At 68.4% G+C, this 25168-nt stretch carries 15 protein-coding genes and 2 tRNA genes; 13 read left to right on the top strand and 4 right to left on the bottom strand.

Going from position 1 to position 25168, the window contains the following annotated elements:
- Positions 1–141 precede the first annotated feature (141 nt).
- Both ABD243_RS05635 and ABD243_RS05630 read right to left on the bottom strand, forming a co-directional pair.
- Positions 142–678: a PadR family transcriptional regulator gene (locus tag ABD243_RS05635; protein WP_116768353.1), complete on the bottom strand. Its 537-nt coding sequence runs from the start codon at positions 676–678 to the stop codon at positions 142–144.
- A 215-nt stretch (positions 679–893) separates the two neighbouring features.
- Positions 894–1877 (bottom strand): NAD(P)H-quinone oxidoreductase, encoded by a 984-nt coding sequence (locus ABD243_RS05630; protein ID WP_344363031.1) that lies wholly within the window; start codon positions 1875–1877, stop codon positions 894–896.
- 157 nt (positions 1878–2034) lie between these two features.
- Between ABD243_RS05630 and ABD243_RS05625 the strand changes: the two genes are divergently transcribed.
- The 5 genes from ABD243_RS05625 to ABD243_RS05605 all read left to right on the top strand — a co-directional run bounded on the left by ABD243_RS05625 (position 2035) and on the right by ABD243_RS05605 (position 10616).
- A tRNA-Ser gene (locus tag ABD243_RS05625) sits at positions 2035–2122 on the top strand.
- Between the two features lie 227 nt (positions 2123–2349).
- Positions 2350–3681, top strand: coding sequence for a hypothetical protein (locus tag ABD243_RS05620; protein ID WP_344363028.1), 1332 nt, complete (start codon positions 2350–2352; stop codon positions 3679–3681).
- Positions 3682–3751: 70 nt separating this feature from the next.
- Positions 3752–4579 (top strand): glycosyl hydrolase, encoded by an 828-nt coding sequence (locus tag ABD243_RS05615; RefSeq protein ID WP_344363025.1) that lies wholly within the window; start codon positions 3752–3754, stop codon positions 4577–4579.
- 266 nt (positions 4580–4845) lie between these two features.
- On the top strand, positions 4846–5649 hold the full coding sequence (locus ABD243_RS05610; RefSeq protein WP_344363023.1) for a VOC family protein: 804 nt from the start codon (positions 4846–4848) through the stop codon (positions 5647–5649).
- A gap of 410 nt (positions 5650–6059) precedes the next feature.
- Entirely contained in the window at positions 6060–10616 is a 4557-nt protein-coding gene (locus tag ABD243_RS05605; protein ID WP_344363020.1) for an ExeM/NucH family extracellular endonuclease, read from the top strand.
- A gap of 563 nt (positions 10617–11179) precedes the next feature.
- On the opposite strand, the gene ABD243_RS05600 is transcribed toward ABD243_RS05605, so the two are convergent.
- Positions 11180–13330: an FAD/NAD(P)-binding protein gene (locus tag ABD243_RS05600; protein WP_344363017.1), complete on the bottom strand. Its 2151-nt coding sequence runs from the start codon at positions 13328–13330 to the stop codon at positions 11180–11182.
- Between the two features lie 85 nt (positions 13331–13415).
- Here ABD243_RS05600 and ABD243_RS05595 point away from each other — a divergent pair, with 85 nt between their 5' ends.
- From ABD243_RS05595 to ABD243_RS05580, 4 genes are all read left to right on the top strand, one after another.
- The gene (locus tag ABD243_RS05595; protein ID WP_344363015.1) at positions 13416–15713 is read left to right on the top strand and encodes a prolyl oligopeptidase family serine peptidase; all 2298 of its coding nucleotides are present in this window, start codon (positions 13416–13418) and stop codon (positions 15711–15713) included.
- A 144-nt stretch (positions 15714–15857) separates the two neighbouring features.
- Positions 15858–15945: transfer RNA gene (locus tag ABD243_RS05590), tRNA-Ser, on the top strand.
- Between the two features lie 105 nt (positions 15946–16050).
- Positions 16051–17664 (top strand): phytoene desaturase family protein, encoded by a 1614-nt coding sequence (locus ABD243_RS05585; protein ID WP_344363012.1) that lies wholly within the window; start codon positions 16051–16053, stop codon positions 17662–17664.
- Between the two features lie 22 nt (positions 17665–17686).
- Positions 17687–19156, top strand: a complete 1470-nt coding sequence (locus ABD243_RS05580; protein ID WP_344363009.1) for an MFS transporter — start codon at positions 17687–17689, stop codon at positions 19154–19156.
- Here the strand turns inward: ABD243_RS05580 and ABD243_RS05575 are convergent.
- Complete coding sequence (locus ABD243_RS05575; RefSeq protein WP_344363007.1) at positions 19101–21314, bottom strand: RecQ family ATP-dependent DNA helicase; 2214 nt, start codon at positions 21312–21314, stop codon at positions 19101–19103. The genes ABD243_RS05580 and ABD243_RS05575 overlap by 56 nt on opposite strands.
- A gap of 159 nt (positions 21315–21473) precedes the next feature.
- On the opposite strand from ABD243_RS05575, the gene ABD243_RS05570 reads away from it, so the two are divergent.
- The 4 genes from ABD243_RS05570 to ABD243_RS05555 all read left to right on the top strand — a co-directional run bounded on the left by ABD243_RS05570 (position 21474) and on the right by ABD243_RS05555 (position 25159).
- A complete protein-coding gene (locus ABD243_RS05570; protein ID WP_344363004.1) occupies positions 21474–22892 on the top strand; it encodes a phosphomannomutase/phosphoglucomutase in 1419 nt (472 codons plus the stop codon).
- A 2-nt stretch (positions 22893–22894) separates the two neighbouring features.
- Positions 22895–23380, top strand: a complete 486-nt coding sequence (locus tag ABD243_RS05565) for a hypothetical protein (protein ID WP_091255386.1) — start codon at positions 22895–22897, stop codon at positions 23378–23380.
- A 20-nt stretch (positions 23381–23400) separates the two neighbouring features.
- Complete coding sequence (locus ABD243_RS05560) at positions 23401–23850, top strand: RrF2 family transcriptional regulator (RefSeq protein ID WP_344363000.1); 450 nt, start codon at positions 23401–23403, stop codon at positions 23848–23850.
- A gap of 148 nt (positions 23851–23998) precedes the next feature.
- Positions 23999–25159, top strand: a complete 1161-nt coding sequence (locus ABD243_RS05555; protein WP_344362997.1) for a globin domain-containing protein — start codon at positions 23999–24001, stop codon at positions 25157–25159.
- The last annotated feature ends 9 nt before the right edge of the window (positions 25160–25168 follow it).

The raw sequence follows: 25168 nt of genomic DNA, 5'->3' as shown, positions 1-25168 counted from the left end.
CCCCGGCGCCGCACCTGCGCCCGGCGGTGCAGTCCGCGCGACGAGCGGTCGGCCGGACGCGGTGAACGGTCCGGGGGCGCGGCTGGGCTAGGGCCCTTGAGGCCGCGGCCGGGGGCGGCGGGGTAGGCCGGGGGCCGCGGTCTAAGCCGGGGGGTTGCTGAGCTGCATCAGGCGGGCCTCGCAGAGGTCCAGCCAGCGCACTTCGGCCTCGGTCTGGAAGATGAGGGAGTCCAGCACCAGGACTCTGGCGGTATCGGCCGGGCGCTGGAGGGCGGCGGTGTCGCGCCGGGACTTGGTGTACTCCTGCAGGGCCCGGATGGACACGGCGCGCTGGGCCTGGATGATGGCGCCGACGTCGGTTCCGGGAATCGTCAGACCGAGCGCGAGCTTGATGGCCAGTTCATTCCGGGGCGGATTCGCGCGGGAGACCGGGAGCGCGAACCACTCCCGGACCTCGGTTCGGCCGGCCGGGGTGATGCTGTAGATGATGTGCCCGTCGCCGTCGCCGCCGTCTTTTTGGACGAGTCCGTCGCGTTCCAGCCGGTCTAAGGTGGTGTATACCTGCCCGATGTTCAGTGGCCAGGATGCTCCCGTGCGGTCCTCGAACTCGGTCCTGAGCTGGTAGCCGTAGCGCGGCCGGTCCTGCAAGAGGGCGAGGAGACTGTGGCGGATAGACATGGCACTCCCGGAGGGCAGGAAACCACACAGCATACACGCGCCCCAAGACGCGTGTATACCGCGTATGGAATTACATTATCGTCATTCATGGACCGACAGCAAAACAGCGCATGCCATTGATGGAATAAGTCGTTGCCGACCTACTGTTTGACCTGCGGATTAAGACCCGGCGGGGCCGTGGCGTCTAGTCCACAGCGTCCGCTCCGAGCCCGGCGCTACATGACCAACAGGACTTTGCCGACGTGGTCGCCTGAATCAAAGTAGGTGTGCGCGGCGGCGACCTGGTCCAAGGGGAAGGTCTTGGCCACGAGGGGCCGAATCCTGCCGTCGGTCAGCATCGGCCAGACGGCGTCGCGGACGGCGTTCATGATGACGGTCTTTTCCTCGACCGGTCGGGGACGCAGTGCCGTGGCGATGATGGCCGCCCGTTTGCGCAGCAGCTGCCCTAGGTCCAGTTCCGCTTTCGCTCCGCCCTGCAGCCCGATCACCACCAGACGTCCGTAGTCGGCGAGCGCCTCGACGTTCTGCCCAAGGTACTTGGCGCCGACGACGTCGAGTATCACGTCCGCCCCTTTGCCGCCGTTCTGCGCGCGCAGGCTCGCGGGGAAGTCTTCCTCCGCGTAGTTGATGGCGATGTCAGCGCCGAGGAACGCCTTGGCAGTGCTGACCTTCTCCGCGTTCCCGGCCGTCGTGGCCACCCGCGCGCCGATGGCTTTGGCCAGCTGAATGGCCATGGTGCCGATACCGCCGGTGGCTCCGTGGATGAGGACGGTTTCGCGCGGCTGCAGTTGCGCCGTCATGATCAGGTTGGAATAGACGGTGGCCGCGACCTCCGGCAACGATGCCGCAGTGACCAGGTCCACGCCGTCGGGAATCCGCAAAACCTGCCCGGCGGGCACGGCAACCTTCTGGGCGTAGCCGCCGCCGGAGAGCAGCGCCACCACCTTGTCCCCCACCGAGAACGCCTTGGTGACGCCCGGGCCGAAGCCCGCAATCCTGCCGGAGACCTCCAGCCCGGGGATCTCGGAGGCGCCCGGGGGCGGCGGGTAGAACCCCTTGCGCTGCTGGACGTCCGCACGGTTGAGGCCGGCGGCCACGACGTCGATCAGAACCTCGCCGGGGCCGGCCACCGGGGCCTCGACCTCACGGACTTCCAGGACCTCGGGTCCGCCGGGCTCAGAGATATAGACAGCCTTCATGGAGCACTCCCGATTCCTAACTGGCCCCGCGCACCTGCGCCGCGATCGCCAGGTCCGATCAACATCTCTCCCCAGAATATGGCGGGGAGCCATACGCGTCCGCAAGCGCAGCGCGTTTTTTGTGGCAGCCGACTGCCTATGAAAGACTACTCGTTAGGGAAGGTTGTCCGAGCGGCCGATGGAGCTGGTCTTGAAAACCAGTGTGCGGTAACCCCGTACCAAGAGTTCGAATCTCTTACCTTCCGCGAGAGCGCAGAGTCTGCGCGATGCAGTTAGCGCAAAGTTTGCGCGGTTCAGGGGCCGGTTGAGGCAATCGAGAGATTGTCCCAGCCGGCCTCACTCGTTCCCCGGCTCGCTCGTCCGGCATTGCGGCCGAGGGTTTCGCTTTGCATGCCGCAAGATCAGCGCATTCTTTCCGCGTGACTAGCACTCTGATGCCCAAAACGCAAAGCTGGGCGGTACGATCAGCCTCGTGAAGAAGAACACCACCAGCATCACCAGCATCTTTGGCCTCAGCCTTGCGCTGACCTTTGGTGCCATGGCGGTGTCTCCAGCCGCCGGCGCTGCCACCCAAACCACCGCAACCCGCTCCGCAGGCACAGCGGCCCCCTCTGTCACGGCAGCCCCCATGACCAGGGCCGCATACAATGCATCCTTCGTCCTCCTGGCGGCTGACTATCAGGCCGCCGCCCAGCGTTTCGTTGACGCTCAGGCCAGCGAATACGCCTACCAGGCGAGCCTCCGGCCCACCCTGGACAAAGCACTCGCGGCCAAAAAAGCCGACATTGACGCCACCAACGCGGCCTACGACAAAGCGACCGCGGCGCTGAGCAAGGCGAACAGCGCACAACGGCCCGCGCTCGACAGGGCTCTGGCAGCGGAAAAGGCGGCGTACGCCCAGAAAGCCGCCGAGCACATCAAAGCCATGGACGATCTCGCCACCGCCCAAGACAAAAAGCGGCCCGCCCTGGATGCCGCTATCGCGGCCGAAAACGCTGCCTTCGACCGGAAGACCCAGGCCTACGCCAAAGCCGTCGCCGACCTGACGGAAGCGAATAACCGGGTCAAACCAGCGCTCGAACAAGGCATCGCCAACGAATACGCCAAATACGCCAGCACGAGAGCGGCCTACGACGCGGCAGTATCCAAAGCCAATACGACGCTCTCCGCGAAGAAAGTCGCCTACGCCAAGGAATACGCAGCGGCGAAAACCACCGCAGCGAAGGACCTGGCCAAAGCGACGTACGCGAAAGCCACAGCCAGCTACACCGCTGAAATCGCCGCACTCAAGGCCGCGTACGCCAAAGAGGCCCCCGCCCGGGACGCCCGCATCCAGGCGCTCCGCGACGGGTACACCCAATCCAAGGCAGCCTACACAGCCGCGCGAGCCCAGCTGGCGGCACAACGCGACAGCGAATACCGCGCCAAATCCAGCCGCATCGAAGCCCTAAAGAACGCCTACACCCAGTCCAAGGCCGACTACAAGAAGGCCCGGACGCAGCTCAAGAACGCCTACGCCAAGGAAGCCCCCGCCCGGGACGCGCGGGTCGCCGCCCTCAAAGACGGGTACACCAAATCCCAGGCCGACTACAGCCTCAAACGGGCCCAGCTGGCGGACGCGCACGCCAAGGCCGTGGCCGACTACAAAGCCAGCACCTCTGCGCTCCGCACCAAATACGCCCGGACAGTAGCCGGCAATGGAACCCGGCTGGCGGCCACCGTCACCGCCTTCGCGGCGGCAGGGACGAAATACACCACGGCGCTGGCGCGTCTGCGCGCAAGCTACCCTGCGTACAAAAGCTGACACCTGAAGCGAAAGGCCCATCGAACAGCGGGGCCAAGGCAGAACGCCCCACGACCTGATAAAGGAACCCATGGAACGCCGACACTTTCTCACACTCCCGCTGGCCGCTCTGGCGGTCCCCGGACTGATGGCAGCCGGTGCCGGCTCGGCTAATGCGGCCACTCCTGTCCGGGCTCTCAAAGGCGCATCCAACGGCGGCAGTGACGCCCTGTCATTCAGGCAGATCACGAGCCTCAACCCCGACTGGTATTACACCTGGCAGGCCACGCGGACCTACACCGGCAAACCCTTCGTCCCGATGATCAAGGACGGCAGGAGACTGCTCCAACAAGATGCGCTCGGCTTTGTGAACCGGGAGCTGAGCCAGACGAAAACCGCCAACCTCCTCGGCTTCAACGAACCCGACCACCCGCTCCAGGCCAACATGTCCGTCGATGAAGCCGTCCGGCTGTGGCCGCTGCTGCAGACGACCGGGCTGCGGCTCGGTTCTCCGGCCACGATCAGCCCGGACGCCAAATGGCTGGACCAGTTCATGCTCCGGGTCAAGCGGGAAAACCTGCGCGTCGACTTCATGACCATGCACTGCTACGCCTGGCCGGACACCGCAGACTTCCTCAGGAAGGTTGCCCGCCTCCACGACAAGTACCAGCGCCCCGTCTGGGTCACCGAATACGCCGTCGCAGACTGGAATGTCTCCAAGACCCACAAGAACGAGTTCACCCGCCCGATGGTCGAGAAGTTCATGCGCGAGACCGTCGCTGGCATGCGAAAGCTGCCGTACGTCGAACGGTTCGCGTGGAAGAACCGCCCCATCAACGACCCCCAAATGGGCACGTCTTCGCTGTTCAAACTGGACGGCACGTTGACATCAACGGGCAAGCTCTACGCGTCACTCTAAGCGCGCGTGGTGCGCGTTTGCGGCGGTGCTTGACCGCTTGTTGACCGCGCGGGGAACACGACGGCGGCCGCAGCGGAGCACGGGTTGAGTGCGGCCACGCGTGCTGCCATTTGCGCCGCGGACAGCCTCCCCATTGAAAGTGTCGGGGCCCCGTCATAGTCTCGCTGTGTCTCCACCAGTTCGTCTCCACCACAACGCCTCCAACACGCACACTAGTCCGGCGGCCGCACGACGATGCCAGTCCGCCACAGAGAGCAGGAGTCCCCATGCCCACACCCGACCACTCCAACGGCGCACCATGCTGGATCGACCTCAGTACATCGGACGCCGAGAAGGCGAAGTCCTTCTACGGCGCACTGTTCGGCTGGACCTTCCAGACCGGCGACGCGGAAAAGTACGGCGGCTACATCACCGCCTCGAAGAACGGAAAGTCCGTGGCCGGCATGATGCAGCAGCGGCCGGACCAGGCAGCCTGGCCCGACATGTGGTCCACGTACCTGCGGTCTGAGGACGCCGCGGCCACGGTCGAGGCTGCGACGGAGCATGGCGGGCAGGTCCATATGGAGCCCATGGAAGTTCCCGAGCAGGGCAGCATGGCCATGATCGCGGACGCCACAGGCGCGTCGATCGGCGTGTGGCAGCCGGCCGAGATGAAGGGCTTTGAGCTGGCGGCCGAACCGGGCGCGCCGGCCTGGCATGAGCTCCACACCAAGGACTACGCCACTGCAGTCAAGTTCTATCAGGACGTGTTCGGCTGGGACACCGACGTCATGAGCGACACCCCGGAATTCCGCTACACCACGCTGGGCGCGGGACCGGCGGCCAAGGCCGGCATCATGGACGCTTCGGCCTACCTGCCCGCGGAGGTTCCCTCCAATTGGCAGGTCTACTTCGCCGTGGAAGACACGGACGCCACGGTTGCCCAGGCCGTCTCCCTCGGCGCCACGGTGATCCAAGAGGCGGAGGACACCCCCTTCGGCCGGCTCGCGACGCTGACCGACCCCACCGGCGCGATGTTCAAGATCGTGGCTGACACCGGCCAGGGAGGCCAGCCCGCTGCGGACGCGTAGCCCCGGAGCCCGGGACCGCTAACCCCGGCCTCCCCGACAGGCGGGGCCGAAAGGCCTCTGCCACCTAATTACAAAAATTGTTGTAAGAAATACCGGCCAGTCCCTTCCCCGAGGGCTACTGGCCGGTATTCTGCTGTGGAGCGCCCGGTGGAGGCACCCGGACACCGCTCACCTGCATCATCAGTCACCGCTGCCCGGGGCTTTCGAGCCGCTCCGGGAAGGCTGCGGCGCGTCTCGCTGGGGGACGTCCCGCCGAATGCACGTTTAATCCATACGTTGTTCATTCACCCCTGTTTGGATGGGCCCGGCACGACTTGACCAGGAGTTCAGGCCGGCCACTGTCCGCTGCACCCGGCGGACGCACTGCACCCTGCCCTTTACCCGGGGCACCCTAATGAGAGTTAGAGCGGATGAAACAAACACCCTGGAAATCAGTGCTGGGCACAGCCCTGTCGGCGGCGCTCATAGCGGCTCCGCTGGCGGCAGCCCCGGCATATGCCGTGGAGGCTTCCCCGGCGGCAACCGGAACCTCACCGGTGGTCATCAACGAGGCCTACCTCAGCGGCGGCAGCACCGGCGCCGCCTTCAAGAACAAATTCGTCGAGCTCTACAACAGCTCCGACGCGCCCGTTTCGGTGGACGGCTGGTCCCTCCAGTACCGCTCCGCCACAGGCACGGGAGCGCCGAGCTCGGTTGCAGCCCTGAGCGGCAGCATCCCCGCCCAGGGGTACTACCTCCTCAAGGGCGGCAGCAACGGCACCGCCGGCGCGGACCTCCCGGCCGCGGACGCCACCGCCACCGGGTTCAACCCGGCCGGGGGCGGCGGCACGATCGTGCTGGCCAAACAGTCCACCGCACTCAACCCGCTGCTGACCGGCTCTGTCATTGAACCGGCCAACGTCGCGGACGTGCTCGGCTACGGCACGTCGAACACCTTCGAGACCCAGGCGGCCGCGGCGCCGTCGGGCAACACCGACGTCAAGAGCCTGAACCGCAGCAACGGCGCGGACACCAACAACAACTCCGCCGACCTCGCGCTCAACGCAGCCATCACGCCGAAGGCTGCCAACGGCACCGCAGATCCCGGCCCGGTCGACCCGCCCGCGGACCCCGGCACGCCCCCGGCCACCAAGACCATCGCCGAAATCCAGGGCACCGGCGCGGCCAGCCCGCTGGCCGGGTCCACGGTCACGACGCGCGGTAGGGTCACCGCGACGTTCCCCACCGGCGGTTTCGCCGGCTACTACGTCCAGACCGCCGGCACCGGCGGCGATCTCACGCCGGCCAACCACACGGCGTCGGACGCTGTGTTCGTCTACTCGCCCTCCACGGTGGACTCCGTCAGGATCGGTGACTACGTCGAGCTCACCGGCGCCGTCAGCGAATTCTTCGGAATGACCCAGCTGACCGTTGCCGCGGCAGCCGATCTGAAGAAGCTCACCGAGGCCGCCCCGGAGGTCAAGGCCACCGGCTTCGCCCTCCCGGCCGACGAGGCGTTCCGTGAGTCCCTCGAAGGCATGCTGCTCACCCCGCAGGGACCGGTCACCGTGGCGGACAACTTCTCGCTGAACCAGTACGGCGAGATCGGCCTGGCCGGTGGAACCACCGCGCTGGAGCAGCCCACCGCCGTCGCGCCGTTCGGCTCCGCGGAATACACCGCCGCTGTGGCGGCAAATGCCGCCCGCGGCATCAAGCTCGACGACGGTGCCACCACGAACTTCCTCAAGGACGCCGCCACGAAGGCCCAGTTGCTCCCGTACCTGACCACGGACGACCACGTCCGGGTCGGCGCGCCGGTGACGTTCAAAACCAATGTGGTGCTCAGCTACGCGAACAACGTCTGGAAGTTCCAGCCCCTGACACAGCTCACGGCCGCCAACGCGGACACCGTGCAGCCGGCAAGCTTCGGCGCCACCCGCGCGGACTCCCCGGCGGCCGTCGGCGGCAACCTCAAGCTCGCCTCCTTCAACGTGCTGAACTACTTTCCCACCACGGGCGACACGATCTCCGGCTGCAAGTTCTACAACGACCGGGCGGGCAACCCCATCACCGTCAGCGGCGGCTGCGACGTCCGCGGCGCCGCCAACGCGGAGAACTTCAAGCGGCAGCAGGACAAGATCGTCGCCGCCATCTCCAAGTCCGGCGCCGACGTCGTCACCCTCATGGAGGTCGAGAACTCGGCCCAGTTCGGCAAGAACCGTGACGACGCCCTCGCCAAGCTCGTCGATGCCCTGAACATCGCCACGCCCGGGATCTGGGACTACGTCCGAACGCCCGCCAACGCACCCCCGCTGGCCGACGAGGACATGATCCGCACCGCGTTCATCTTCAAAAAGGCCACCGCCGAGCCGGTGGGCGAGTCCATCATCCACAACGACACCGTCGCATTCGCCAGCGCCCGCAAGCCGCTGGCCCAGGTCTTCAAGCCCGTCGGCGCCTCGGATGACAAGAAGTTCATCGCGATCGCCAACCACTTCAAGTCCAAGGGCTCCGCCGCCACTCCGGAGGACACCGACAAGGGCCAGGGCGCCTCCAACCTCGCCCGCACCGCCCAAGCCAAGTCCCTGCTGGCGTTCTCGGATGAACTGCAGAAGTCCAAGGGCACGGACAAGGTCTTCCTGATCGGCGACTTCAACTCCTACGCCAAGGAGGACCCGATCAACGTCCTCACAGGCGCCGGCTACGTCAACCAGGATGAGAAGGCAAAGAACGCCGACGGCTCCGCCAAGCATTCCTACCTCTTCGGCGGCCTCGTGGGTTCGTTGGACCACATCCTCGCCTCCCCCGCAGCCAACGCCGCGGTCACGGGCGCTGACATCTGGAACATCAACTCCGTGGAGTCCGTGGCGCTGGAGTACAGCCGCTACAACAACAACGTCACCGACTACTACACGCCGGACCAGTTCCGGGCGAGCGATCACGATCCGGTGGTGGTGGGCCTGAACTTGCCCGTCACCCCGGCCAGCGTTGAGCTGAACTTCCTGGGCATCAACGATTTCCACGGCCGCATCGATTCCAACACCGTGTTCTTCGCGGGGACCATCGAGAAGCTTCGCGCCGCCGCCGTGCCGGGCGCGACGGCGTTCATTTCGGCCGGAGACAACATCGGCGCCTCGCTGTTCGCCTCCGCGACCGCCAAGGACCAGCCGACCATCGACGTGCTGAACGCGCTGGACCTGCGCACCTCCGCGGTGGGCAACCACGAGTTCGACGGCGGCTGGGCGGACCTGCGCGACCGCGTCAGCGCCGGCGGAACCAACGCGAAATTCCCGTACCTGGGCGCCAACGTCTATGCCAAGGGCACCACCACGCCGGTTCTGCCGGAGTACACGGTCCTGGACATGAACGGCGTCAAGGTCGCCGTGATCGGCACCGTGACCCAGGAAGTGCCCTCGCTCGTCACGCCGTCGGGCATCGCGGACCTGGAGTTCGGGGATCCCGTCGACGCCATCAACCGGGTCGCGGCAAAGATCAAGGCGGACAAGCTCGCCGACGTCATCATCGTGGAGAACCACGACGGCGCCGGGTCCGGTGCGCCCGAGGGCGCCACCCTGGAACAGGAAGTCGCCGCCGGCGGCCCCTTCGCCAAGATGGTCCAGAAGGTCACCCCGGATGTTGCCGCGATCTTCAACGGCCACACCCACAAGCAGTACGCCTGGGACGCGCCGGTCCTGGATTCGGCGGGCCAGCCCACCGGCAGGACCCGCCCGATCGTCCAGACCGGAAACTACGGCGAGTTCATCGGCCAGATCCAGCTCACCGTCGACACCAAGACCATGTCGGTGACCGGCTACAAGGCCGGCAACGTCCAGCGCACCACGAGTGCCGCGCAGCCTGCAGCGGACCTCGTGGCCCAGTACCCGCGGGTCGCCGCCGTCAAGACCATCGTGGACAAGGCCCTGGCCGACGCCGCCGTGGTGGGCAACCAGCCTGTCGGCAAGGTCACCGCGGATATCACGACGGCATTTGGCGGCTCCCCGGCCGTGCGCGATGACCGGGCCAGCGAGTCCACGCTCGGCAACCTGGTGGCCGACTCCCTCGTGGATGCGCTGAAGGCGCCGGAACTCGGCGCCGCAGAAATCGGCGTCGTCAATCCGGGCGGTCTGCGCAACGAGCTGTACTACGCGCCCGACGGCACCATCACGTACGCCGAGGCCAACGCGGTGCTGCCGTTCGTGAACAATCTGTGGACCACGTCCCTGACGGGCGCGCAGTTCAAGACGCTGCTGGAGCAGCAGTGGCAGACCAACCCGGACGGCACGGTTCCCAGCCGCGCGTACCAGCAGCTGGGCCTGTCCAAGAACGTGAACTACACCTACGACGCCGCTCGCGCCGCCGGTGACCGGATCACCTCGATCCGGGTCAACGGTGTGCTGGTCGACCCGGCGAAGTCCTACCGAATCGGGACGTTCAACTTCCTGGCCACCGGCGGCGACAACTTCCGCATCTTCAAGGAAGGTGCCGGCACCAAGGACTCCGGGCTGGTGGACCGCGACGCGTGGATCAAGTACCTGCAGACCCACAACCCCGTTTCGCCTGATTTCGCACGGCGCTCCGTGGCGGTCGTGAACACGACGGCGGCCGAGGTCAAGAGTGGTGAGTCCGTCACCTTGGCGGTTTCGAAGCTGGACCTCACCTCGCTGGGCAGCCCGTTGAATACCTCGCTGCGCGTCGAATTCACGGATGCTGCAGGTGCCGTGACGTCCCTTGGCTCAGTTCCGGTGTCCGCCGGCGCCGCCACGGTGGACGTGAAGGTTCCTGCAGCCGCGGCTGCCGGCACGGGCACCCTGGTGCTCACCGCCGTCGAATCCGGCACTGTGGTGAAGACTGCGGTGCTGATCGCGGCCAGCACCCCCGTCCCGCCGAAGTGCGTCCCGCCGGTCAAGCCGACGCGGCCCGCGGACGTCGTGGGCCAGGTGAACTACGGGACAGCCATGGCCGCCTACAGGAAGTGCCTCAAGGGCTGATCCGTGTCCCGGGCTTCCGTAGCCCGGGGCACGTAGCCGGGTTCTCGTAGCTCCCGCAGCAGTGAGCATGCCCTCCCCTGGCCCGCAGCAGTGGACATAAGCACCAATAGTCCACGGCCCGGCGCCACGGGAGGGCATGCCCATTTGTCGAGGTGTCGGGGTGGAACCCAAGGAGCCAGGATGCCGCGGCCACATCACGGGACATGCCCAGCCCTAAGCCTCACGAGTGGACATAAGCACCAAGAGCCCACCGCCGGGCCCCACGGCAGGGCATGCCCATTTTTCGAGGTGTCGGGGTGGAACCCAAGGAGTCAGGATGCCGCGGCCACATCACGGGACATGCCCAGCCCTAAGCCTCACGAGTGGACATAAGCACCAAGAGCCCACCGCCCGGCGCCCCGGGAGGGCATGCTCATTTTTCACGGCCCGCCACAACACGGGACATGCTCAGCCCTAAGCCTCAGGAGTGGACACAAGCACCAAGAGCCCACCGCCGGGCCCCAGGGGAGGGCATGTCCACTTTTCACAGGGGCGGATGCGGGCCAGAGACGTGCAGCTGCGTGTCAGCGGCCCAGGATGTCCCGGGCGATCTCGTCGGCGTCGCGCAGGGTGCGCTGCCCGCTGCGGTAGACGGGACCCGACGCCGGCCGGGCCTCGGCGGCGATTGCCGTGCCCCATTGCGCGGCGGAGAGCTGGAGCCCGAGCACGTAGATTCCCTCCGTCACGGACCCGTTAGCCCCGAGCGGCCGATACGGATGCGGGACGACATCCAGTCCCGAGGTCTGGACCGGGGTCCCCTCCACGCTCATCATGAGGCGCGGCCGCACCAGCCCCTCGGCCAGCAATTGCTCCAGCAGGGGCGAGGCGTTCGCGGCCACCCGGTTGGCCGGCGCAAGCGCCTCGATCATCGCCGACGCCGCCACGGAGCCCGCCGCGGAGTCGCCCGCCACGGCGGCCCCCAAGCCAGCACCGCCCGAGGCGGTCCCCAGGCCGGCACCGCCCGCGCCGCTCCCCGTCCGGGAGCTCGCGCCGGCACCCCCCGCGCCGCCCAGAACACCGCCGGACCCGCCGTCGACGCTTTCATCGGTGCCGAAGCCCACCCAGGGCGACGCCGCGATGAACGTCCGGGCTCGGCGGTCCACGCCGAACTTGGGGTCCGGGCCCACGAAGCGGACAACCCCCGCGCGGGCCAGGGCCGCGAGCTGCGCGGCACGCAGCGCCGGCGGACCGCTCGCCAGGCCTTCCACGAAAGATTCGAACCAGCCGCGCAGGCCCGCGACCCACGATTCGTCCGTGATGCCACTGTCGGCCACAGCAGTCTTGAGCACCGCCCGGCCGTGGTGCAGGGCGCCGATGGCCATCTTCACGGCGTCGTTCTCGCCGAGCGCCGAACGCCGGGCGTCGTCGAGCAGATAGTCCACGACGGCGGCATCCAGTTCAGACCGGGAGCCAAACGAGCGCCCGGCCAGGGGAGCTGCGAGGCCGAGCAAGTCCAGGCGGTGGGCTGCCCGGACATGGATGGCGACCACGGATTCCATGGTGTTTTCCCACTTGCCGGTCGAATGCGCGTGCGGCCGCAGTGACTCGTCCAGGGCGCGCAGGAACTCGGCCGGATCGGTCAGGACCGCACCGGGCTGCGAGCGCGCGAGCGTCGAGTAGTAGGCCCAGATCGCGTCGCGGTGCAGGAGCGGCCAGAGGTCAAAGTCGAAGGACGGCCGGATGCCGGACTCGGCGAACTTCGCGATCGCGTCCTCGGTGCAGTACCGCAGCTGGACCGAGCCCGGGTAGTAGCCGGTGAGCGTCGCCTTGGCCCGGTAGGGGGTCCCGCGGCGTGAGGCGGCGATGATGAGAGGTTCGCGGCCGGACGGCACGTATGTCAGTTCGGCGTTGTCCTCCGCGGCCAGGAACCGCCCGCCGCGCCCTTCCGTCAGCTGTCCCATCACGTCAAAGAAGTTCAGGCCCATACCGCGCACGAGGACTGGTTCTCCGGCCGGCACCACGGACCAGTCGACGTCGGCGGGCGCCGCTGGCGGCAGGTACAGGAGGCCGAGCTCCTCCGCCGCGGTGAGCAGCTCCCGCTGTTCGGCGTTCAACCGCGCGTCCAGATGGCCCAGGGCCAGCACCACGGAGTCGACGGTGAGCACCGTGCCGTCGTCGAGGACGACGTCGAACCGCACCGCAGAATCCTGTGCGGCAACAGGGTCAGCAGCCGCCGGGTCAGCGCCCGCTGCGGCCGCGTGGCGCACGGAGGTCGCCGTCGCCGGGTGGAAGTCCACGGTGACGCCGGCCGGGATCCGGGTGAGCAGCTCCTCGAGGGTGGAGCGCAGGTAGCGGCCGTACAGGGCCCGGCTGGGGAAGTCCGCCTGGCCGAGCCCGGAGACTTCGGCCCGTTCCTCGTCAGTCAGCGACGGATCCGGGTGGCGTTGCTGGAGGTCGCGCCACTGGTCAAAGGTGTGCCCGGCCAGGGGCGCGGCGAGCGCCGGGTCTTCCGGGATGACCGTGGGATAGAACGATTGCGTGTTCATCAGGTACAGCCGCGACTGCCCGGGCTGCCAGACATGCCCGGGCCCGGCAGGGTACGGGTCAATCACGTCGATGTGCAGGGTTCCGGCGGGGCCGGCGGCGGCCCAGTTGGCGAGGAGCCGCTCCAGCACGCTCGTGCCCCGGGGACCGGCGCCAATCACTGCCGTCCGGATGCTTCGCGATATGCCCACGGCATCCAGCGTATCGGCAACCCGGCCGCGGGCCGGACCCGCCGCATGACTTGCTACTGCCGCACCGATGTTCTTGGATGGAAAAATGACCGCCACAGAAGCTGATCACCCGTCCGCGTCCGGCCAAGCCGCCGGCGCCGCCCCGGCTGCAGGGACTGCACCCGAACCAATCGACGAGAACATCTGGCTCGAGGACGTCTACGGCCAGGAGCAGTTGGCGTGGGTCCGTGAGCAAAATGCCCGCACCGAAGAACTCCTCGAGGATGCCGACTACACCGACCTCGAAAACAGAATCCTGGAGGTCCTCGACTCCACCGACCGGATCCCCATGGTGGGCAAGCACGGCGAGTGGTACTACAACTTCTGGAAGGACCGGGACAACCCCAAGGGACTGTGGCGGCGGACCGGCTGGGACAGCTACCGGGCCGGGGCCCCCGCATGGGACGTCCTGTTGGATGTCGATGCCCTCGCCGCCGCCGAAGGCCAGGATTGGGTCTTCCACGGCGGCAACTTCCTCCGCCCGGCCCCGGGCGAACCGCACCGTCGGGCGCTGCTGGCCTTCTCTCCCGACGGCGGGGACGCGAACCGCTACCGGGAGTTCGACGTCGAGGCCCGCGGCTTCGTGGATCCGGCGGACGGCGGCTTCGACCTCCCGACCGGCAAGGGCAACGCCTCCTGGCTGGACGCTGACACCTTGCTTGTCGCCACCACGGCCGACGGCCTGCCGCGGACCACCTCCTCCTACGCCCGGACCGGGGTGAAGCTGCGCCGGGGCGAATCCCTCACACAGGCCGAGAAGCTCTTCGACATCCCCGAGGACCACATGATGGCGATCGTGGCCCACGACTCCACGCCGGGCTTCGAACGCACGTTTGCCGTCGACTGGATCAGTTTCTTCGAAAAGAACACCTCCGTGCTGCGCGACGGCCAGTGGGTGCAGATCGACGTGCCCGCGGACGTGAACTTGAGCTCCCACCGCGAATGGCTGCTGTTCCGCCCGCAGCGCGACTGGACGGTCAACGGCACCACATATCCCGCGGGTTCCCTCCTCGCGGCCGGCTTCGAGGACTTCCTCGCCGGCAGCCGGGACCTGGCCGTGCTCTTCTCGCCCGATCCGCACACCTCCCTGCAGTCTTGGAGCTGGACGCGGGACTTCCTGCTGCTGAATCTGCTTCGGGACGTGTCCTCGGAGATCCATGTCCTGGATCCGCGGCGCCCGGGAACGGACTCGGCATGGGAGGCCACCGTCCTGGACGCCTGCCCGCCCTTGCACGACGTCAACGCCTTCGCAGTTGACGACGAAGACGACGCCGAAGGCACGGACGATGACGGCGATGACGGCACCGGCGGCGCCGCCTCGGTGTCCGAGGGCGAGTCGCCCGGCGCCGGGAATGACTTCTGGCTCATCGCCACCGGTTTCACGACCCCCACCACCCTGACCCGGGGAACACTCACCCGCGGCGGTGACTCCGGCGCCGGCGCAACCAGCACGCACGAGGTGATCCGGACCTCGCCGTCGTTCTTCAACGAGGCGGACTACGAAGTCCAGCAGCACTTCGCCGTCTCCAAGGACGGCACCAAGATCCCCTACTTCCAGGTAGGCTCCAAGGACCTGGTCCTGGACGGCCAGAACCCCACCCAGCTGTCCGGCTACGGGGGCTTCGAGATCTCGCGGACCCCGGCCTACAGCGGGGCAGTCGGCCGGGCCTGGCTGGAACGGCGCACCGCGGCGTCCGCCGGCGCTGAGGGCGGGGCCCCGCACCGCCGGGGCGGCGTCTACGTGGTGGCGAACATCCGCGGCGGCGGCGAATACGGGCCGTCCTGGCACCGCGCCGCACTGCAGGGCAACCGCCACCGCGCCTATGAGGACTTCGCCGCCGTGGCGAAGGACCTGATCTCCCGCGGTGTCACGTCCCGCGAGCGGCTCGGCTGCGTGGGAGGCTCCAACGGCGGGCTGCTGGTGGGCAACATGCTCACGCAGTATCCGGAACTGTTCGGCGCCGTGTCCTGCGGGGTCCCGCTCCTGGACATGCGCCGGTACACCAAACTCTCCGCGGGCTACTCCTGGATCGGCGAATACGGCGACCCTGACGACCCGGAACAGTGGGAGTCCATCAAGACGTTCTCGCCCTACCATCTGCTCAAGGACGGGGTGGACTACCCCGAGACGTTCATCTGGACGGCGACCTCCGATGACCGGGTGGGGCCGGTCCAGGCCCGGAAGATGGCGGCGCGCATGCAGGCCATGGGCATCCCGAACGTCTGGTTCCATGAGGCCCTGGAGGGCGGTCACGCGGGCGCGTCCGACAACCGGCAGGCCGCGGCCCTGCAAAGCCGGAGTCAGCATTTCCTGTGGCGTGCCCTGGCCGGCCGGGAGGCCTGATCCCGCACTCCCGTTAGCGACAAGCAACGCGGGGTCACATCCGGCCCATCATGGGCCGTAGGTGATCCCGCGTTGTCCCGGACCGGCCGTTTTGCACTGTGTGGCACCTTCTGCGTATCCTTGGTTGGCTAGTTAATAGCAATTGGAGACGTGCCAGAGCGGCCGAATGGGCTTCACTGCTAATGAAGTGTGGGGCACAACTCCACCGGGGGTTCAAATCCCCCCGTCTCCGCGTTTGGCCCCGGTCCCTGACCGGGGCCTTTTGCATTCCCGGGGCACCCGTCCGGTGGCCGGACGCCGCGCGCCCGACGGCGGATCCGGATGGCAGGATAGGCCCATGTCGAGCAACACGGAATTTGACGCGATCATCGTCGGCGGCGGCCACAACGGCCTTGCCGCGGCGGCGTATCTGGCCAAGGCCGGGCGGGACGTCCTGGTCTTGGAAAAGCTGGAGCACGCTGGCGGCGCCGCAGTCTCAGCGCACGCGTTCGACGGCGTCGACGCCCGTCTTTCGCGCTACTCGTACCTCGTGAGCCTCCTCTCGCAGCAAATCATCGATGACCTCGGCCTGCGCATCGAACTGGCGCGGCGGCGCTATTCCTCGTATACCCCGGACCCCCGGGACAGCGGCCGGGCCCTGCTGGTGGACAACGAGGACGCGGCCGCCACCGCGGCGTCCTTCGCCGCCGTCGGCGCGCCCGACGGCGAATTCGGCGCCTTCACCGCGTTCTACGCCGCGTGCCGGAAGCTCACGGAAGCCCTCTGGCCCACCATGACCGCGCCGCTGCTGCCGCGGTCCGAAGCGCGGTCCCTCGCCGCCCGGGCCGGGGCGTCCGCGGCCTGGGAGGCCATGATCGAACGTCCCATCGGAGATGCCATCAGCCAGGACCTGCACAGCGACCTGGTCCGCGGCGTGGTCCTCACCGACGCGCTGATCGGCACCTTCGCCCGGGCCGACGACGAGGATCTGCAGCAGAACATCTGTTTCCTGTACCACCTGATCGGCGGCGGGACGGGCGATTGGGACGTGCCGGTCGGCGGCATGGGCGCCGTGTCCGGTGAGCTGGAGCGGGCCGCCCGCCACGCCGGCGCGACCATCCTGACCTCGGCAGACGTCACGGCCGTCCGCCCAGGCGGTGTCGTGGGCTACCGCCACGGCGGGGAGGACCACAGGGCAACCGCGCGGTGGATCCTCTCCAATGTGGCACCGGTGGTCCTGGACCGGCTCCGGGACAGCGGAACCCGCAACGGCACCGACAACCCGAACCATCGCCGCGAGGGCGCACAGGTCAAGGTCAACCTCCTGCTCAAACGGCTACCGCGGCTGCTGGACGGGTCCGTCAGCCCGGAGGCGGCCTTCGGCGGGACGTTCCACATCAACGAGACGTGGTCCCAGCTCGACGCCGCCTACCTCAGCGCCGCGGGCGGATCCGTGCCCTCGCCGCTGCCGTGTGAAATCTACTGCCATTCGCTGACCGACCCCAGCATCCTGTCCCCGGAACTGCAGGCCGCAGGTGCCCAGACGCTGACGGTCTTCGGGCTGCACGTCCCGAACCGGCTGGTCACGGCGGAGAACAATGAGGACCGGCGGACCGAACTGCAGTCCGCCGTCCTGGCCTCTCTGAACTCTGTCCTGGCTGAACCCATAGAGGATCTGCTCCTGACGGGTCCGGACGGTCGCCCCTGCATCGAAACCAAGACCACCCTGGATATCGAACGCGCCGTCGGCATGCCCCGGGGCAACATCTTCCACGGCGGGCTCGACTGGCCGTTCGTGGAAGACGGCGACCCGCTGGACACGCCGGCGCGCCGCTGGGGCGTGGCCACGGACGATCCGCAGATCCTGCTCTGCGGCTCCGGCGCCCGCCGCGGCGGTGCCGTCAGCGCGATCGGCGGGCACAACGCCGCCATGGCCGTGCTGGAAGCTGAACAGCCGCTCCGCCATGCGTGACCCCGACGGCGGACCCTTGAGCATGAAAACCTCCTCCCGCAGCACTGTTCCGGCCGAGGGCAGCTGGAGCCCGCGGCTGGCCCTCCTGGTGGCCGCAACGTTCTTCATGGAATTCCTCGACGGGACCGTCCTGACCACGGCCATTCCCAGCATCGCCGCCGATTTCTCGGTCGCCCCGGCCGACGTCAACATCACCATGACGGCCTACCTGATGACGGTCGCGATGGGCATCCCGCTCAGCAGCTGGCTCGCGGAGAGGATCGGGGCACGCCGGGTGTTCTGCCTGGCCATCGCAACCTTTACCGCCGCGTCATTGCTCTGCGCGCTGAGCCAGGACCTCACCATGCTGACCCTGAGCCGGGTCCTGCAGGGGGCCGGAGGCGCCATGATGGTCCCCGTGGGAACCCTCGTGGTGCTCCGCGGGACGCCGAAGAAGGACCTGCTGCGGGCGACCGCGTTCCTGGTGTGGCCCGGGCTGCTGGCCCCGGTCCTGGCCCCGCTGGTGGGCGGCGCCCTGACAACGTACCTGTCCTGGCATTGGATCTTTCTGGTCAACCTCCCCCTAGGCCTGGCGGCGTTCCTGGCCGCGCTGCGCCTGGTCCCGGCGGTCGGCGGCGACAGCACGCGGCGACTCGACTGGCTGGGGCTGGCATTGACCACGCTCGGGGTGGGCTCCCTGCTGGTGGGTCTGGAACTGACGGGCGGCCGGGACGCCGGACTGGCGGCGGCCGCGGGGATCGTGACGGGCCTGCTGTTCCTGACCGCCGCCGTGGCCTGGATGCGGAGGTCCAGCACGCCGCTGTTCAATCTGTCCGTCTTCGGCGCGCGGACGTTCCGCGCGACGGCCACGGGCGGCTTTGTGTACCGCCTGACCATCAGCGCCGTGCCGTTCCTGCTGCCGCTGATGTTCCAGGCCGGCTTCGGCTGGGACCCCCTGCATGCCGGGGCGATGGTGTCCGCCGTGTTCGTGGGCAACATCGGGATCAAGCCGGCCACGACGCCGCTCATCCGGCGGTTCGGCTTCAAGCCCGTCCTGGTGTTCGCATCGTTGGCCTCGGCGGTCACCTTTGCGCTGTGCGCGCTGCTCGACGCCGGCACGCCGGAGCCGCTGATCGTCGCGGTCCTCGTGGCCAGCGGAGCCTTCCGCTCCATCGGCTTCTCGGCCTACGCGTCCGTCCAGTACGCCGACGTCGTCCCGGCCCAGTTGCCGTCCGCGAACGCCGTCTCCGCCACGCTCGTGCAGCTCGCGACCGCGGCGGGGATTGCCGTCGGGGCGCTGCTGCTGCGGGTATTCGAGTCAGGCAGCCATGCCCTCGCCGGCCCAGCGGCCGGTGACCCGGCGGCGCCGTACCGGGCGGCGTTCGTGGCCATCGCCGTCCTGATGCTCCTGAGCACGCTGGACAGCCTGGCGCTCCCCCGGCACGCGGGCGCCGCGGTCAGCCGGCCTGGCCCAGCACCAGCGGCAAAACGGCGCCGGCGCCCGCAAGCCTGAGGGCGCGCCCGGAGACGGTCAGGGTCCAGCGGCTGTCCACGAGGTCGTCGATGAGCATCACGCTCTGGCCGCGGATTCCGGCCAGGGCTTCCTCCAGCTCGGGCCCCACCACCAGGCGGTCCCAGACGGCGGCGAGCCGGTAGGCACTGTTGCCGCCACGGCCGCCGGTGGGTCCGCCGTGGTGGAGCTGCAGCTGGCCAAGATACGGGATGCGGCCGATCTCGGAGATCCCGCGGGCCAGGGAGTCCACCAGCACGGGCTTGCCACGGGAGGGCAGGCTGATGATCGCGGCCGGCCGGCCGGCGCCGCTCCAGCCCGGGGCCCGCGAGTCTCCGGTGCCCCATTCCCTGAGTACCTGGACGCAGGCCTGCAGCATGCCGGGGTCCACGGGCCGGTCGGGCGCACCGGCGGCGAAGGCCTCGCGCAGGGCACCGCCCCAGCCGAGGTCCGTCAGGCGTGCCAGGACCCGGCCGTCCGCGAGGGCCTCGTCCGGCTTGATCTTGCCCTTGACGGGCACCCCCAGCCGGTCCATGCCGGTGGGCCACTGCAGCCGCGGCTCCAGCACGACGCCGGCCCGGCGGAGTGTCTGCCCGGCGGCCTCCGTGGCTGCTTCGGCGATATCGGCCGGGAACCAGCGGCCAGCACAGTTGTCGCAACGGCCGCAGGCGTGGGCTGTTTCGTCGTCCAGCACCGAGGTGATGTATTCCATCCGGCAGCCGGCGGTGTCCTGGTAGATGACCATCGAGTCCTGCTCATCCACCCGGGCCTCGGCGATCCGGCCGTACCGTTCGGCGTCGTAGCTCCAGGACTGTCCCGTGGAACGCCAGCCGCCGCCGACGCGTCCGACGGCGCCGTCCACGGCCAGCACCTTCAGCAGCAGCTCCAGCGGGGTCCGGCGCAGGTCCACCCGGGCCTCGAGCGCCACCGTGGACACAGCCGTACCGGCCTCGGCAAGGGCCGTCAGGACGGCTGCGGCCTTGTCCTCGGACGGCATGGACGCGGTGGCGAAGTACTGCCAGATGTCGCGGTCCTCGGAACCGGGCAGGAGCAGGACGTCGGCGTTCGCCGCGCCGCGCCCGGCACGGCCCACCTGCTGGTAGTACGCCACGGGAGAGGACGGCGCGCCAAGGTGCACCACGAAGCCGAGGTCCGGCTTGTCGAAACCCATGCCGAGGGCGGAGGTGGCAACCAGCGCCTTGACCTGGTTGTCCTTGAGGAGCTGCTCGGCGCGTTCCCGGTCCGCGGGGTCGGTGCGTCCGGTATAGGCAAGCACCTCGTGCCCGGCTTCGGCCAGGAGCCGGGCGGTGTCCTCGGCGGCGGACACCGTGAGCGTGTAGATGATGCCGCTGCCCTGCAGGTCCTGCAGGTGGGTCAGCAGCCAGCCCAGCCGCTCGCGGGAATCCGGCAGTGTCAGGACGCCCAGCCGGAGCGATTCCCGGCCGAGGGCGCCGCGGATGGTCAGGACGTCCTTGCCGAGCTGCTCTTCGATGTCATGGACCACCCGGGAATTGGCCGTGGCGGTGGTGGCGAGCACCGGGACAGTCTCCGGCAGCTGAGTGATGAGGTCCGCGATGCGCCGGTAGTCGGGGCGGAAGTCGTGGCCCCAGTCCGAGATGCAGTGGGCCTCGTCAATCACCAGCAGCCCGGTCCGGCGGACGAGTTCGGGAAGCTGGTTTTCCCGGAAGGACGGGTTGGTGAGGCGCTCGGGCGAAACCAGCAGGACGTCCACTTCATCGGCGGCGAGCTGCTCGCGCACGGTGTCCCACTCCAGCTGGTTCGCGGAGTTGATGGCGACCGCCCGAACCCCGGCCCGGGCCGCGGCGGCCACCTGGTCGCGCATGAGGGCCAGGAGCGGGGACACTATCAGGGTGGGTCCCGCGCCGCGGCGGCGCAGCAGCAGCGAGGCGACAAAGTACACGGCCGACTTTCCCCAGCCGGTGCGCTGCACCACCAGGGCGCGCCGGCCGCCGTCGACCAGTGCCTCAATGGCCTCGAACTGGCCGTCATGGAACTGCGCCTCGGGGTGCCCCACAAGCTCCCGCAGCACAGCCTGGGCCTGTTCCCGGGTCGGGGAGACAGCGGCCCCGGAAACTGCGGCGCCGGAAATTGAGGTGGCGGAATCTGCTGGGCTGGAAAGGACGTTCTGGTTACTGGCCATTGATTCAGTATCCCAGCCCCCTCCGACACCGCCACAGCGAGCACCCCGCTATGTGGACAACCCACGCAGTGGACACCGCGGCAGACAACACCGCGGCGGACAACACCGGCGCGGCCACGTCAGCCCGCAGCGTCAGAGCCGCAACGTAAGATAAGACCCGTGACTACGGACAAGACAAAGACTTTTGACCTCTCGGCCTCGTTCAAGGCTTATGACGTGCGCGGAATCGTGGGCCAATCCATCACCGCGGAAATCGTCGAAGCCGTCGGTGCGGCCTTCGTCGACGTCCTGGAGCTCACGGGGCAGACCGTGCTCGTGGGCGGGGACATGCGCCCCTCCTCCCCCGAGTTCGCCAAGGCCTTTGCCAACGGCGCCGCCACCCGCGGCGCCAACGTCCAGTTGCTGGACCTGATCTCCACCGACGAGCTCTACTACGCGTGCGGCGCTCTCAACGCCGCCGGCGCCACATTCACTGCCAGCCACAACCCGGCCGAGTACAACGGCATCAAGATGGCCAAGGCCGGCGCGGTGCCGATCTCCTCCGAAACCGGGCTCAAGGAAATCCAGGCCCGCGCCGAGGAATACCTCAACGCCGGCACCATCCCGGCCGCCGGCACCCGCGGCCTGGTGGGCGTGCATGATGTCCTCAAGGGGTACGCGGAGTACCTGCGCAGCCTCGTGGACCTGCGCGGCTCGCGGCCGCTGAAGGTCGTCGTCGACGCCGGCAACGGCATGGCCGGCCTCACCACGCCGGCCGTGCTGGGTGATGCGCTGCTGCCCAAGCTTCCCCTGGAGATCGTGCCGCTGTACTTCGAGCTCGACGGCTCGTTCCCGAACCACCCGGCCAACCCGCTGGAGCCGGAAAACCTGCGCGACCTGCAGGCCGCCGTCGTCGAGCACGGCGCGGATATCGGCCTGGCGTTCGACGGCGACGCCGACCGCTGCTTCGTGATCGACGAAAACGGCGAGCCCGTCTCGCCGTCGGCCATCACCGGCATGGTGGCCCGCCGCGAAATCGCCCGCGCCCAGGCCCTCGGCGAGGACATGCCGACCGTCATCCACAACCTGCTGACCTCCCGCGCGGTTCCGGAACTCGTCGAACGCCACGGCGGCCGCGCCGTGCGCACCCGCGTGGGGCACTCCTTCATCAAGGCCGTCATGGCCGCGGAAGGAGCCATCTTCGGCGGGGAGCACTCGGCCCACTTCTACTTCCGCGACTTCTGGAATGCGGACACCGGCATGCTGGCGGCCATGCACGTCCTGGCCGCCCTGGGCGAACAGGACGGCCCGCTCTCCGAACTCGGCCGCGAATACGAACCGTACCGGTCCTCCGGCGAGATCAACTCGGAAATCGAGGACAAGGCCGGCGCGGTCGAGCGCGTCCGCGAGGACTTCCTTGACGAAGACGTCGAGGTCGACTACCTCGACGGCAGCACCTTCATTGCCACCGACGGCAGCTACTGGTTCAACCTGCGCCCGTCCAACACCGAGCCGTTCCTGCGCCTCAACGTCGAAGCCACGGACACCGCCACCATGGAGCGGGTCCGCGACCGCGTCCTGGCGCTGGTCCGGGGCTAGCAGTGGCCGCGCATCCCGAAGAAACCCCGGACGCCGGCTCCTGGCGCGAGTCCGTGCCGGAAGCCAGCGCCACGGACCTGGAAAATCTGCTCGGCACCGGCGTCGGGGCCGCGCAGGAGCAGCTGGAGCGTAACGGCGGCTTCCTGCCGTTCGCGCTCGTAGTGCAGAACGACGGCGAAGTCCGGCTGGTTGCCGTGACCCCCGCGGACGCGAGCGACGGATCCGACGCTGACTTCGACGCGGACACCATGATCCGGGACCTCCACGAGCTGCTCCGCCAGCACCGGGACGAGTTCCGGGCCGCCGCGGTGGTCTGTGACATCACGCTGATCGAGGAGGACTCGGACGCCATTCACGTGGCCGCCGAACACCAGGACGGATCGCTGTTCGCCGCGGTCCTGCCCTACGCCCCGAACCCCGGGACCCGCGAGCTCGAATTCGGCCAGCTCTCCGCCGATACCAACGAACCCGCCGTGTGGGTGGACTAGACCGGCCGTAAGCTGGGGATATGAAGATCAACGCCTTCGCTGATGTGAGCCTGCGCGCCATGATGGTGCTCGCGGCCGCTCCCGACGGCGGGCTCCTGACCACCCAGAACATCGCCGACGCCGTCGGCACGCCCTACAACCACGTCAGCAAGGCGATGGCGAAGCTGCGCGAACTGGGCATGATCGACGTCGAACGCGGCCGCAACGGCGGATCCCGGCTCAGCAGCGCCGGCCGCGCCGCGACGGTGGGCCAGCTGCTGCGGGAACTCGACACCCGCCAGGACCCGGCCGACTGCGTCGCCGCGGGCGGCACCTGCCCGCTCATCACCGAATGCCATCTCCGGGCCGCGCTTGCCCGGGCCCGCGAGGCCTTCTATCGCGAACTCGACGGGATCGTCATCGCCTCGCTGCCGACCTCCCGGCAAATGACGCCCGTCTTCCAAATGATCGGGCTGCGTCCCGGACTCTAGTCACGGCCCCTCGTCACAGCCCTGCCCACCCGATTTGCATCACTCTTCTACGCCATGTAGAACTGAGGTGTAAATACTCGCATTTCAAATATTAGTATTCGCATCGCGGTCCGGTTGAAGACCCCGGGCCACTAACTCAGGAGTCAGCATGCTCTCGGACAAGTCCTTCCCGGTCATCGAGGCCACCCTGCCGCTGGTCGGTTCCCGCATCGGCGAGATCACCCCCAAGTTCTACGCCCGGCTCTTCGCCGCGCATCCGGAACTGCTGGACGGGCTCTTCAGCCGCTCCAACCAGCGCAACGGCAACCAGCAGCAGGCCCTGGCCGGAAGCATCGCCGCTTTCGCCACCCACCTGGTGAACAACCCCGGCACCCTGCCCGAGACCGTCCTGTCCCGCATCGCGCACCGCCACGCCTCCCTGGGCATCACCGAACCGCAGTACCAGGTGGTCTACGAGCACCTCTTCGCCGCCATCGCCGAGGACCTCGCCGAGGTCATCACCCCGGAAATCGCCGAGGCCTGGACCGAGGTCTACTGGCTCATGGCGGACGCGCTGATCAAGCTCGAGAAAGGCCTCTACGCCGCCCAGGCGAACGGCGAGATGTGGACCCCCTGGAAGGTTGCCGCCAAGACTCCCGCCGGCACCGGCTCCATGACCTTCACCCTGGAACCGGCCGACGACACCCCCATCACCGCGGCCCTCCCCGGCCAGTACGTCAGCGTCAAAGTCACCCTGCCGGACGGGCTCCGTCAGGTCCGCCAGTACTCCCTCTCCGGCGACGCCGGCACCAGCCGCAGCTTCACCACGAAGCTCGACGACGGCGGCGAGGTCTCCCCCGTGCTGCACAACACCGTGGAGGTCGGCGACGTCATCGAAATCTCCAACCCCTACGGCGAAATCACACTCAAGGAGGGCGACGGCCCCGTGGTCCTGGCCTCGGCCGGCATCGGCTGTACCCCCACGGCGTCCATCCTGCGCTCCCTCGCCGAGTCCGGTTCGGACCGCCAGGTCCTGGTCCTGCACGCGGAAAGCACCCTGGACAGCTGGGCGCTGCGCTCCCAGATGACTGACGACGTCGAACGCCTCGACGGCGCCGACCTCCAGCTCTGGCTGGAGCAGCCGGAAGCCGGCGCCAAGACCGGCTTCATGTCCCTGCGCGAAGTGGACCTGCCCGCCAACGCGTCCCTGTACCTGTGCGGCCCGCTGCCGTTCATGAAGAACATCCGCAACGAGGCCATCAACGCCGGCATCCCGGCCACGAAGATCCACTACGAGGTCTTCGGCCCGGACATCTGGCTCGCCAGCTAGACACCCATC

Origin of the sequence: Arthrobacter humicola (genome assembly GCF_039531445.1) — a bacterium.
Classification (GTDB): domain Bacteria; phylum Actinomycetota; class Actinomycetes; order Actinomycetales; family Micrococcaceae; genus Arthrobacter; species Arthrobacter humicola.
The sequence above is the reverse complement of the archived record's forward strand: the minus strand, read 5'-3'. Positions and strand labels throughout refer to the sequence as shown.